The sequence below is a fragment of the Enterobacter bugandensis genome, from assembly GCF_900324475.1.
GTDB lineage: Bacteria > Pseudomonadota > Gammaproteobacteria > Enterobacterales > Enterobacteriaceae > Enterobacter > Enterobacter bugandensis.
The window spans coordinates 3,249,389-3,262,464 of record NZ_LT992502.1; the positions used below are offsets into that span (position 1 = coordinate 3,249,389).

Consider the following 13,076-nt stretch of genomic DNA (forward strand, 5'->3'; position numbering starts at 1 on the left):
AGCGCAGCGCCGCCGGGCAAATAAAAAAGGCCCTTACGGGCCTTTTTTATATTCTGGTTTTTCTCACGCGATCCGCATAAACAGACAGCGTTTGTTTGAGCACGTCCAGCGTCACCGGTTTCGACAGGCAGCTGTCCATGCCCGACTCCAGACAGCGCTGTTTCTCTTCCGCCAGCGCGTTCGCCGTCACGCCCACGACCGGCAGCGTCAGGCCAAGCTGTCGGATGCGCTGCGTCAGCCGGTAGCCGTCCATGTTAGGCATGTTGACGTCGCTCAGCACGATATCAATATGATTTTTACTCAGCACATTCAGCGCATCCACGCCGTCATTGGCGGTTTTGCACTGATAGCCCAGCGATCCGAGCTGGTCAGCCAGCAGGCGGCGGTTAATCGGATGGTCATCCACCACCAGAATCATCATATCGTCATTCACTGACGCCAGACCTTCCGGTGACGGCAGCGCGACTGCACCGTCGTTCTCTTCCAGCTCGACTTTATAGATACGGGCCAGCAGGCTCAACAGCTCATGCGGCGTTGCGACGCTGTGCACCCATTCCCCCGGCGCACGTTCAACCGGTATGCCAATGTGGCGACGGCAGAAGAGCACCGTTCCTCTCCCCTGCCACGGCTGTTCCGGCATCTCGTCGGCGATGAGCACATCGTCCACGTCCGGCGTCTGGCCTTCATAGCGGCAGACCCTAACGCCGCTATGGGCGAGCAGCGCCGTCAGATAGTCATTCAGCGAGGCATTGTTGACCGCCAGCCAGCAGCGCTTATCGTTCAGCCCGTCAACCGTGGCTTTTGCCGGATACTGCGCGGAATAGAGTGGAATGCGGATCGTGAACTGGCTGCCCATGCCGGGCTCGGTATCCACGGAAATGTCACCGTCCATCATGCTGACGAGCTTCTCGCAAATCGCCAGCCCCAGACCGGTGCCCTGGAAGTTACGCTGCACGCCGGTGCCGACCTGGAAGAACGGATCGAACAGACGCACCACCTCCTTGGCCGGTATGCCCACCCCCGTGTCGCGCACGCGGATGCTGAGATAATCTCCCGCCCGGCAGACGTGTAGCACAATGCAGCCGATATCGGTGAATTTGATGGCATTGCTGAGCAGGTTAGAGATGACCTGCTGCAGGCGCATCGGGTCGCCGTGCAGCGTCAGCGGCACGTCCGGTTCAATGAAGCAGTAGAGCCCCAGCTGTTTACGCACCACCAGCGGCAGATAGTTGGCGCTGATGTGGTTCATGACCTCACGCGGCGAAAACTCACGCGGCTCGATTTTCAGCTGCTCAGACTCAATTTTAGAGAAGTCGAGAATATCGCTGATGATCTTCAGCAGCAGGCTGGAGGAGTTGTTCATCGCCGTTACCAGCCGGTCGACGCCTTTCGGCAATTCCTTCGTCTGCAGCAGATCGAGGTTACCGATAATCCCGTACAGCGGCGTACGCAGCTCGTGACTGACGGTAGCCAGGAACATGGATTTCGACTGGCTGGCCTGCTCCGCGGCCTGCGCCATCTCCTGCAGCGACTCTTCCATCTTCACGCGCGCGGAGACATCCACCAGCACGCAAATCGCTACGTTTTCATTGCGATAGCGGGAATGAACAAAGCTGATCTGCAGGTTAGTGTGGGTGCTGGTGAGCACGTCGACAAAGTTCACCTGCTGGCCGCAGATGATTTGCGTCAGCCTTTGCCGGTCCTCGTGCGTCAGCATGTTCAGGTAGTTGTGCGCCAGCTCGTTACTCAGGATGTTGGTCCCGTCCTGGGTACGAAGAATGCAGATCCCCACCGGAGCCGAGGCGACAATCTTGCGGTTGAACTGCTCGTGCTCCTCCAGACGCTGGGCGTCACTTTCGGCGGGAATAAAGATTCTCCGCTCATACATGCGCGCCAGCGTAAACAGCGCCCCGCCCACCAGCAGGTTCAGCAGGATCGCATTCATAATAAGAATGCGTATCCGCTCAAGGACCATATCCACCGGCAGCGAGTAAACAATGCTCAGCGACGATGGCGGCAGGCTTTTTTTCAGCACCAGCTCGCGGAAGCCGGAGGTGTAGCCAAACCATGAGCGTTCCTGCATCCAGTGCGGATCGACGTTCAAACTTTTATCCGGCCCGGCGAGTGAGATCAGCTGATGCCCGTTTTCATCCAGAATGGTCACGCCCATCGGCAGGCTTCCCGGCGTGAAGAAGTTTTCCATGCGGATGGTCTGTTCAATCCCCAGCAGCGCCTGCAGGCGATTGCCCAGGTAGACCGGCGTCAGCGCGTAGAAATAGCCCACGCCCATGCGCGGCCCCTGGCTAATCCAGAAGATGTTGTTCCCGCGCTCGTCCTGCGGCGCATTGCGATATTTCACAATACGCTCGTGCAGGCTTTTCAGCGCATCATCGCGCTCGACGGGCACATCGCGCAGGCCAAAGTCAGCCATGCAGAGATTCTCGCTGCCAATCAGGAATACGCGGTTGAGATCGTAAGCGGCGGAGAAGTTGTCGCGCCAGTAGCGCATAAACCAGGCGAGGGATTCCAGCGACCCGCGCCAGGTGCTGCTCATGGTGGAGCAATCCGAGTCCGGGAACAGCGGCTGGAAGTCCGGTACTTCGGTTTTATCATTGCGCCCGCGCAGGGCAAGAATACCGTTTTCTGCCGTCAGCCGATTTTCGGCAATATACTTCAGCTCCTTCATCACGTCAGACGTTCGCTGAATGTAGCGCTGGGCCTGATCGGAGCTTAAATTAAACTCCTGGCGGATCTCCGCTTCTTTCTGGTTCAGCGCATTGACGATGTAAAATACCGACAGCAAGGCCACCAGCAGCCAAAGCAGGAGCGCCAGCGCCCGGAACAGATAGCGAGAAACTTTCAGCGTGGTACGAAAGGAGACGAGGTATTTCAAAGGGGCGAGGCTCCGCCGTCGGGATCAAAAGAATGTGGTTAAGGTAGCGGTAAACGCGGCTTGTCGCAACGTTCACGTATCTGCATCTGCAAAAGAAAAGGGCCGGAATCCGGCCCTTTATGCGTCAGAAGAGATTACTCGTCAGCGTCATCCGCTGCGTCGTCGTCGCTCTCTGCTTCCGGTGCGATTTCATCATCACCTTCCGCGACGCTGCCGTCGATGGAATCGAGCTCTTCGTCGTCCACCGGCTCAGCAACGCGCTGCAGACCGACCACGTTTTCATCTTCCGCCGTACGGATGAGGATAACGCCCTGGGTATTACGGCCCACCACGCTGATCTCGGATACGCGCGTACGCACCAGCGTACCGGCATCGGTGATCATCATGATCTGGTCGGCATCGTCCACCTGCACCGCGCCCACAACAGAACCGTTGCGCTCGGTAACCTTGATGGAGATAACGCCCTGCGTGCCGCGTGACTTGGTCGGGTATTCGCTTTCCGCCGTACGTTTACCGTAGCCGTTCTGGGTGACGGTCAGGATTGCGCCTTCGCCACGTGGAACGATCAGGGAAACAACGGAGTCTTCACCCGCCAGCTTGATACCGCGCACGCCGGTCGCCGTACGACCCATTGCGCGCACGGCGTTCTCTTTGAAGCGCACCACTTTACCGGCCGCAGAGAACAGCATCACTTCATCAGAACCGGAGGTCAGATCCACACCGATCAGCTCGTCGCCTTCGTTCAGGTTTACCGCAATAATACCGGCAGAACGCGGACGGCTGAACTCGGTCAGCGCGGTTTTCTTCACGGTACCGCTGGCGGTCGCCATAAAGACGTTCACGCCCTCTTCGTACTCGCGTACCGGCAGGATGGCGGTGATGCGTTCGTTCGCTTCCAGCGGCAACAGGTTGACGATTGGACGACCGCGCGCACCGCGGCTCGCTTCCGGCAGCTGATAGACCTTCATCCAGTACAGACGGCCACGGCTGGAGAAGCAGAGGATCGTATCGTGGGTGTTAGCCACCAGCAGACGGTCAATGAAGTCTTCTTCTTTAATACGTGCCGCAGATTTACCTTTACCGCCACGACGCTGTGCTTCGTAGTCGGTCAACGGCTGATACTTCACGTAGCCCTGGTGAGACAGAGTCACTACCACGTCTTCGCGGTTGATCAGATCTTCAATGTTGATATCAGAGCTGTTGGCCGTGATTTCGGTACGACGCTCGTCGCCGAACTGATCGCGGACCAGCTCAAGCTCTTCGCGGATCACTTCCATCAGGCGCTCGGCGCTACCCAGGATGTGCAGCAGCTCAGCAATTTGCTCCAGCAGCTCTTTGTACTCGTCGAGCAGTTTTTCATGCTCAAGGCCGGTCAGCTTCTGCAGGCGCAGATCCAGAATCGCCTGGGCCTGCTGTTCAGTCAGGTAGTACTGACCGTCACGCACGCCGAATTCAGGCTCGAGCCACTCAGGACGCGCGGCGTCGTCGCCCGCACGTTCCAGCATCGCCGCCACGTTGCCCAGATCCCACGGACGCGCAACCAGCGACGCTTTCGCTTCTGCCGGCGTCGGCGCACGGCGGATCAGCTCGATGATCGGGTCGATGTTCGCCAGCGCAACGGCCAGCGCTTCAAGGATATGAGCGCGATCGCGCGCTTTGCGCAGTTCGAATATGGTACGACGGGTCACCACTTCGCGGCGGTGACGCACGAACGCGCTCAGGATCTCTTTCAGGTTCATGATCTTCGGCTGACCATGGTGCAGCGCAACCATGTTGATACCGAAGGAGACCTGAAGCTGAGTCTGGGAGTACAGGTTGTTCAGCACAACCTCACCCACCGCGTCGCGCTTGATTTCAATCACGATGCGCATACCGTCTTTGTCAGACTCGTCACGCAGCGCGCTGATGCCTTCAACGCGTTTCTCTTTTACCAGCTCGGCGATTTTTTCAATCAGACGCGCTTTGTTCACCTGATACGGGATCTCGTGAACAATGATAGTTTCACGGCCGGTTTTGGCGTCCGCTTCCACTTCGGCGCGGGCACGGATGTAAATCTTGCCGCGACCGGTGCGGTACGCTTCTTCAATGCCGCGACGACCGTTGATGATCGCCGCCGTCGGGAAGTCCGGGCCCGGGATGTGTTCCATCAGCCCTTCAATGCTGATGTCTTCATCGTCGATATAGGCCAAGCAGCCGTTGATCACTTCCGTGATGTTGTGCGGCGGAATGTTGGTCGCCATACCCACGGCGATACCGGACGAGCCGTTCACCAGCAGGTTAGGGATCTTCGTTGGCATGACGTCAGGAATTTTTTCCGTGCCGTCGTAGTTATCAACGAAATCAACCGTCTCTTTTTCCAGGTCGGCCATCAGCTCATGGGCAATCTTCGCCAGACGGATTTCCGTATAACGCATTGCCGCGGCGGAGTCGCCGTCGATAGAACCAAAGTTACCCTGACCATCTACCAGCATGTAACGCAGCGAGAATGGCTGCGCCATACGGACAATGGTGTCGTACACCGCGGAATCACCATGGGGATGGTATTTACCGATTACGTCACCAACGACACGGGCAGATTTTTTGTAGGCTTTATTCCAGTCATTGCCCAATACGTTCATGGCGTATAGTACGCGACGGTGTACCGGCTTCAGGCCATCGCGGACGTCCGGCAGCGCACGGCCAACAATGACCGACATCGCATAGTCCAGATAGGAGCTTTTCAGCTCTTCCTCGATGTTAACCGGTGTAATTTCTCTCGCAAGGTCGCTCATCTAACCGCTATCCCTCTACTGTATCCCGGATTCAAAGGTCGCAAATTATAACACAGCCGCGGTGATACAGGTAAACCTATACGCTTTATTCACAGGGATTGCCTGATATACTCATTTGTCTTGCTAAATAAGGAGTAAAAGCGCCCATGAATGCCGAAAAATCCCCGGTGGCACACAACGTTGACCACGAAGAGATTGCCAAATTTGAAGCGGTGGCGTCCCGCTGGTGGGATCTCGAAGGTGAGTTCAAACCGCTGCATCGCATTAACCCGCTGCGTCTGGGCTATATCGCGGAGCGTTCCGGCGGTCTGTTCGGTAAGAAAGTGCTCGACGTCGGCTGCGGCGGCGGCATCCTGGCGGAGAGCATGGCGCGCGAAGGGGCCACCGTCACCGGCCTGGACATGGGCTTCGAGCCTCTACAGGTTGCCCGTCTTCATGCGCTGGAGTCCGGTATACAGGTGGAATATGTGCAGGAAACCGTGGAAGAGCACGCGGCAAAACATGCCCACCAGTACGACGTGGTGACCTGCATGGAGATGCTGGAGCACGTTCCGGATCCGCAGTCCGTGGTAAACGCCTGTGCAAAACTGGTGAAGCCGGGCGGCCAGGTCTTCTTCTCGACAATTAACCGCAACGGTAAAGCCTGGCTGATGGCCGTGGTCGGCGCAGAATATGTGCTGCGCATGGTGCCGAAAGGGACGCACGACGTGAAGAAGTTTATCAAGCCTGCCGAACTGCTGGGCTGGGTTGACCAGACGTGGCTTAAGGAGCAGCACATCACGGGCCTGCACTACAACCCGCTAACGGACAAATTCAAACTTGCCCCGGGCGTGGATGTTAACTATATGTTGCATACAACCGCCAAAAACGACTAACGTCATCCATTATTCTTATAATGATTGCGCGACATCATGTTGCGCAATTCTGACCTCCCGTTGAAGAAATCAGCACTCGATCAAATTTTGAATTTTTTTTCTAAATTATTGACATCTCTTCCAGGCCTTACGGTACGAGGACTTACGCTTTTTTACCCTTTCACAACCTCAATTTAACCTCAAAATCAACCCTTGTGCTGAAAAGATTCGATACTAGAATACTCACCATATAGCGTTTTTCTTATCGCAAACCCCCTATATGTAGTATTTATCCACAGAGTTAGTCACAAGACGGATCTGTGGATAAGCGGGGGATATTTTTTATTTCACGGACAGGTAAAACCCACATGAATCAGAGTCTGCTGGTGACAAAGCGCGACGGTACTACCGAGCGTATCAATCTGGACAAAATCCATCGAGTTCTCGACTGGGCAGCAGAAGGACTGAATAACGTATCTATATCCCAGGTTGAACTGCGTTCTCACATTCAGTTCTACGACGGCATCAAAACGTCTGATATCCACGAAACCATTATCAAAGCAGCGGCGGATCTGATCTCCCGCGACGCACCGGATTATCAGTACCTCGCTGCGCGTCTGGCGATTTTCCACCTGCGTAAGAAAGCCTACGGCCAGTTCGAGCCGCCAAAGCTTTACGATCACGTGGTGAAAATGGTTGAGCTGGGCAAATACGACACGCATCTGCTGGAAGACTATACGGAAGAAGAGTTCGAGCAGATGAACGGGTTTATCGATCACTGGCGCGACATGAACTTCTCCTACGCGGCGGTGAAGCAGCTCGAAGGCAAATACCTGGTTCAGAACCGTGTGACCGGTGAGATCTACGAAAGCGCCCAGTTCCTCTATATTCTGGTGGCCGCCTGCCTGTTCTCAAACTACCCGCGCGACACCCGTCTGGACTACGTGAAGCGTTTCTACGATGCGGTATCGACGTTCAAAATTTCTCTGCCAACGCCGATCATGTCTGGCGTGCGCACTCCTACCCGTCAGTTCAGCTCCTGCGTACTGATCGAGTGTGGTGACAGCCTGGATTCCATCAACGCCACCTCCAGCGCCATCGTGAAATACGTCTCGCAGCGTGCCGGTATCGGCATCAACGCCGGTCGCATCCGCGCGCTGGGCAGCCCGATTCGCGGCGGTGAAGCGTTCCACACCGGCTGTATCCCGTTCTACAAGCACTTCCAGACGGCGGTAAAATCCTGCTCTCAGGGCGGCGTGCGCGGCGGCGCAGCGACCCTGTTCTACCCAATGTGGCACCTGGAAGTGGAAAGCCTGCTGGTACTGAAAAACAACCGCGGCGTGGAAGGCAACCGCGTGCGTCACATGGACTACGGCGTGCAGATCAACAAGCTGATGTACACCCGTCTGCTGAAAGGGGAAGACATCACCCTGTTCAGCCCGTCCGACGTCCCGGGCCTGTACGACGCGTTCTTCGCCGATCAGGACGAGTTCGAGCGTCTGTACACCAAATATGAAAAAGACGACAGCATCCGTAAACAGCGCCTGAAGGCGGTAGACCTGTTCTCCCTGATGATGCAGGAGCGCGCCTCTACCGGCCGTATCTACATCCAGAACGTTGACCACTGCAACACCCACAGCCCGTTTGATCCGGCGGTTGCACCAGTGCGCCAGTCTAACCTGTGCCTGGAGATCGCCCTGCCAACCAAACCGCTGGAAGACGTGAACGACGAAAACGGCGAAATCGCCCTGTGTACGCTCTCCGCGTTCAACCTGGGTGCGATTAAGAGCCTGGACGAGCTGGAAGAGCTGGCCGTGCTGGCGGTACGTGCGCTGGATGCCCTGCTGGACTACCAGGATTACCCAATCCCGGCCGCTAAACGCGGCGCAATGGGCCGTCGTACCCTGGGTATCGGCGTGATCAACTTCGCCTACTGGCTGGCGAAAAACGGCAAGCGTTACTCCGACGGCAGCGCTAACAACCTGACGCACCAGACGTTCGAAGCGATTCAGTACTACCTGATGAAAGCCTCTAACGAGCTGGCGAAAGAGCAAGGCGCGTGCCCGTGGTTCAACGAAACCACCTATGCAAAAGGCATTCTGCCGATCGACACCTATAAGAAAGACCTAGATGCGATCGTCAGCGAGCCGCTGCACCTGGACTGGGAAGGCCTGCGCGAGTCCATCAAAACGCACGGCCTGCGTAACTCCACGCTCTCTGCCCTGATGCCGTCCGAGACCTCTTCGCAGATCTCCAACGCCACCAACGGTATTGAGCCACCGCGCGGCCACGTCAGCATTAAAGCGTCGAAAGACGGCGTGCTGCGTCAGGTGGTGCCGGATTACGAAACGCTGGGCAACAACTACGAGCTGCTGTGGGAGATGCCAAACAACGACGGCTACCTGCAGCTGGTGGGTATCATGCAGAAGTTTATCGACCAGTCGATCTCTGCCAATACTAACTACGACCCGACGCGCTTCCCGTCCGGCAAGGTACCGATGCAGCAGCTGTTGAAAGACCTGCTGACCGCCTACAAATTTGGCGTGAAAACGCTGTACTATCACAACACCCGTGACGGTGCAGAAGACGCGCAGGATGACCTGGTACCGTCAATTCAGGACGATGGCTGCGAAAGCGGCGCATGTAAGATCTAATGAAGGGCGGGGATATCCCCGCCTTTATTTCGTAAGACAGGACACACTCATGGCATATACCACCTTTTCACAGACGAAAAACGACCAGCTCAAAGAGCCAATGTTCTTCGGCCAGCCGGTCAACGTGGCACGCTACGATCAGCAAAAATATGACATCTTCGAAAAGCTGATTGAAAAGCAACTCTCCTTCTTCTGGCGTCCGGAAGAAGTTGACGTTTCCCGCGACCGTATTGATTACCAGTCGCTGCCGGATCACGAAAAGCATATTTTCATCAGCAATCTGAAGTACCAGACGCTGCTGGACTCCATTCAGGGCCGTAGCCCGAACGTGGCGCTGTTGCCGCTGATCTCGATTCCTGAGCTGGAAACCTGGGTGGAAACCTGGGCGTTCTCTGAGACGATCCACTCCCGCTCTTACACCCACATCATCCGCAACATCGTGAACGATCCGGCGGTGGTGTTTGACGATATCGTCACTAACGAGCAGATCCAGAAGCGCGCGGAAGGCATTGCGCACTACTACGACGAGCTGATCGAGATGACCAGCTACTGGCATCTGCTGGGCGAAGGCACCCACAGCGTGAACGGCAAAACCGTTACCGTGAACCTGCGCGCGCTGAAAAAGCAGCTGTACCTCTGCCTGATGAGCGTTAACGCCCTGGAAGCGATCCGCTTCTACGTGAGCTTCGCCTGCTCCTTCGCCTTTGCCGAGCGCAAGCTGATGGAAGGCAACGCCAAAATCATCCGTCTGATCGCTCGTGACGAAGCCCTGCACCTGACCGGCACCCAGCACATGCTGAACCTGCTGCGCAGCGGTACGGATGACCCGGAGATGGCGGAAATCGCTGAAGAGTGCAAGCAGGAGTGCTACGACCTGTTCGTGCTGGCGGCTCAGCAGGAGAAAGAGTGGGCAGACTACCTGTTCCGCGACGGCTCCATGATTGGTCTCAACAAAGATATTCTGTGCCAGTACGTGGAGTACATCACCAACATCCGCATGCAGGCGGTTGGTCTGGACCTGCCGTTCCAGACGCGCTCTAACCCGATTCCGTGGATCAACACCTGGCTGGTATCCGATAACGTGCAGGTTGCGCCGCAGGAAGTGGAAGTGAGCTCTTATCTGGTCGGTCAGATTGATTCTGAAGTCAACACCGACGACCTGAGCGACTTCCAGCTCTGATGACGCGCGTAACGCTGAGCCTTTCTGGCACCCAAGTGCTGTGCCAGGATGAGCACCCTTCCCTTCTGGTGGCGCTTGAAGCGCATCAGGTGGAGGTAGAGTACCAGTGTCGTGAAGGCTATTGCGGCTCCTGCCGCTGCCGTCTGGTCGCAGGCCAGGTGGACTGGCTGACCGAACCGCTGGCCTTTATCAGTGAAGGGGAAATTTTGCCCTGCTGCTGCCGGGCAAAAGGCGATATTGAGATCGAGATGTAAAAAAGGGCCTTACGGCCCTTTTTCTATTTTAAGAACGTCACCGCTTTATCCGGGAAATCCGTAAACAGCCCGTCCACGTCCGCCTGCTTATACAACACCTCGTAAAGCTGATTCACATCGGTGGCATATGGCGGCAGCTGGTCGGCACGCACCGTGTACGGATGCACCTGCATCTTGCTGGCGTGCGCCTCTTTCACCATCGCCGTCAGCTTCACGTGGCCAGGCGTTGAGCCTTCCGCCACCAGCATGTGATAATCCGGCCCGATGCCGTCAGCGTACTGCGCAATCTGCTTCATCGCGCCCGGCTTGAACATCCAGTCGTAGCTGTAGTTCACCCACTTCCCGTCCGGCTGTTTCTCCTGGGTTTCGTTCCAGTCGGTGTAGGCAATCAGCTGCACCAGATTGAGATCCATCCCCATCTTCGGCTCCAGCTCGGTTTTGATGCGCTTCAGCTCGGCTGCGTCAAAACACTGCAGGTAAACTTTGTCCTTCTTGCTGGTGTAGCCGTACTGTTTCAGCACCTCCAGCGTCTTCGCGGCAATGTCCTTCCCTTCCTGATGGTGGAACCACGGCGCTTTGATTTCCGGGTAGATACCGATGTTTTTACCGGTGGAGTGGTTCAGCCCCTGAACAAACTCAATCTCTTCCTGGAAGGTATGGATCCGGAAGTCAGATTTGCCCATCGGGAAGCGTCCCGGGTAGACCTGCACCTTCTTGCCGTTTTCAATCTCAAAGCCTTCGGTAAACTTCAGAGAGCGAATTTCATCCAGGGTAAAGTCGATGGCGTAGTAACGACCGTCTTTGCGCGCGCGGTCCGGGAAACGCTCCGCCACGTCCGTGACGCGGTCAAGATAGTGGTCATGCAGGACGACCAGCTGGTCGTCCTTCGTCATCACCAGATCCTGCTCCAGATAATCCGCGCCCTGGGCATAGGCCATCGCTTTCGCCGGCAGCGTATGCTCCGGCAGATAGCCGCTGGCACCGCGGTGGGCGATAACGATTTTATCCGCCGCCAGGGCAGAGCCTGTCATAAGGCCTGCCAGCAGCAGGCCGGTGGTTAATGGAGTTAATTTCATCGCAATGCTCCTTATTGACGACGCGCCAGCACTTCCGCGTGGTGACGTTTCTCGCCGATCATCACAACAACCAGCAGCAGAACCGCCAGCACGCTGCCGCCGATCATCACCATAAAGCCGCCGTCCCAGCCGAAGAAGTCAACGGTGTAGCCCACGATAGCGCTCGCCGCGACGGAACCGCCGAGGTAGCCAAACAGACCGGTAAAGCCTGCCGCCGTGCCCGCCGCTTTTTTCGGCGCCAGCTCAAGCGCGTGCAGACCGATCAGCATCACCGGGCCGTAAATCAGGAAGCCGATAACGATCATACAGGCCATGTCTACTGATGGGTTACCCGGCGGGTTAAGCCAGTAAACGACAGTCGCGATGGTCACCAGGGTCATAAAGAACACGCCCGTTGCGCCGCGGTTGCCTTTAAACACTTTGTCCGACATCCAGCCGCAAATCAGCGTGCCCGGGATCCCGGCGTATTCATACAGGAAGTACGCCCAGGAGGATTTATCCAGCGCGAAATGCTTCACCTCTTTCAGGTAGGTCGGGGACCAGTCAAGGATGCCGTAGCGCAGCAGGTATACGAACACATTCGCCACCGCGATGTACCACAGCAGCTTGTTCGGCAGCACGTACTTCATGAAGATCTGTTTCGCGGTCAGCTCTTCTTCGTGCTTCTCGCTGTAGTCATCCGGATAGTCGTTTTTGTACTCTTCGATTGGCGGCAGCCCGCAGGACTGCGGTGTGTCGCGCATCAGGGCGAAGGCAATAATCGCCACCAGAATAGCACCAAAGGCAGGCATGTAGAGCGCCGCGTGCCAGTCGTTGAACCAGGCCATCCCCAGCAGGAACAGCAGAGGTGGAAGCCCGCCCCCGACGTTATGCGCGCAGTTCCACACCGACACAATGCCGCCACGCTCCTTCTGCGACCACCAGTGCACCATAGTACGTCCGCACGGCGGCCACCCCATCCCCTGGAACCAGCCGCAGAGGAACAGCAGCACGAACATGATGGCAATGCTGGACGTCGCCCACGGCACAAAGCCCATGAACAGCATGACCGCTGCAGCGAGGATCAGACCGGCGGGCAGGAACACGCGCGGATTCGAACGGTCCGACACGGAACCCATGATGAATTTAGAAAAACCGTAGGCGATGGAGATCCCCGACAGCGCGAAGCCCAGGTCGCCGCGAGAGAAGCCCTGTTCCACCAGATACGGCATGGCGAGCGCAAAGTTTTTACGTACAAGATAGTACGCCGCATACCCGAAGAAGATCCCGAGGAAGATTTGCCAACGCAGACGGCGGTAGAGAGGATCGATCTCTGCCTCTGGCAGTCGCGCCCGATGCGGCGCAGGTTTGAAGATACTGAGCATAACAGCCTCCGTGGCCTTTCAAAAAATGAC

8 protein-coding genes are annotated in these 13,076 nt (G+C 56.7%); 4 read left to right on the forward strand and 4 right to left on the reverse strand.

Annotation, left to right across the window (positions count from 1 at the left end; translation table 11 throughout):
• Positions 1 to 46: 46 nt before the first annotated feature.
• Both rcsC and gyrA read right to left on the reverse strand, forming a co-directional pair.
• Entirely contained in the window at positions 47 to 2,893 is a 2,847-nt protein-coding gene (gene rcsC / locus DG357_RS15710) for a two-component system sensor histidine kinase RcsC (RefSeq protein WP_047367976.1), read from the reverse strand.
• Positions 2,894 to 3,027: 134 nt separating this feature from the next.
• Positions 3,028 to 5,664 (reverse strand): DNA topoisomerase (ATP-hydrolyzing) subunit A, encoded by a 2,637-nt coding sequence (gene gyrA / locus DG357_RS15715; protein ID WP_028013903.1) that lies wholly within the window; start codon positions 5,662 to 5,664, stop codon positions 3,028 to 3,030.
• A gap of 146 nt (positions 5,665 to 5,810) precedes the next feature.
• Here gyrA and ubiG point away from each other — a divergent pair, with 146 nt between their 5' ends.
• From ubiG to yfaE, 4 genes are all read left to right on the forward strand, one after another.
• The gene (gene ubiG / locus DG357_RS15720; protein ID WP_020690665.1) at positions 5,811 to 6,539 is read left to right on the forward strand and encodes a bifunctional 2-polyprenyl-6-hydroxyphenol methylase/3-demethylubiquinol 3-O-methyltransferase UbiG; all 729 of its coding nucleotides are present in this window, start codon (positions 5,811 to 5,813) and stop codon (positions 6,537 to 6,539) included.
• A 347-nt stretch (positions 6,540 to 6,886) separates the two neighbouring features.
• Positions 6,887 to 9,172, forward strand: coding sequence for a class 1a ribonucleoside-diphosphate reductase subunit alpha (nrdA, locus tag DG357_RS15725; RefSeq protein WP_028013905.1), 2,286 nt, complete (start codon positions 6,887 to 6,889; stop codon positions 9,170 to 9,172).
• Between the two features lie 49 nt (positions 9,173 to 9,221).
• Positions 9,222 to 10,352 carry a class Ia ribonucleoside-diphosphate reductase subunit beta gene (gene nrdB / locus DG357_RS15730; protein WP_041908962.1) on the forward strand — a complete coding sequence of 377 codons (1,131 nt, stop codon included), beginning with the start codon at positions 9,222 to 9,224 and terminating at the stop codon, positions 10,350 to 10,352.
• Positions 10,352 to 10,606 carry a class I ribonucleotide reductase maintenance protein YfaE gene (gene yfaE, locus DG357_RS15735; protein ID WP_088204780.1) on the forward strand — a complete coding sequence of 85 codons (255 nt, stop codon included), beginning with the start codon at positions 10,352 to 10,354 and terminating at the stop codon, positions 10,604 to 10,606. Before nrdB ends, yfaE begins: the two co-directional genes overlap by 1 nt.
• A 23-nt stretch (positions 10,607 to 10,629) precedes the next feature.
• On the opposite strand, the gene glpQ is transcribed toward yfaE, so the two are convergent.
• A complete protein-coding gene (glpQ, locus tag DG357_RS15740) occupies positions 10,630 to 11,682 on the reverse strand; it encodes a glycerophosphodiester phosphodiesterase (RefSeq protein ID WP_041908960.1) in 1,053 nt (350 codons plus the stop codon).
• Between the two features lie 11 nt (positions 11,683 to 11,693).
• Positions 11,694 to 13,046: a glycerol-3-phosphate transporter gene (gene glpT / locus DG357_RS15745; RefSeq protein ID WP_028013908.1), complete on the reverse strand. Its 1,353-nt coding sequence runs from the start codon at positions 13,044 to 13,046 to the stop codon at positions 11,694 to 11,696.
• Between the last annotated feature and the right edge of the window lie 30 nt (positions 13,047 to 13,076).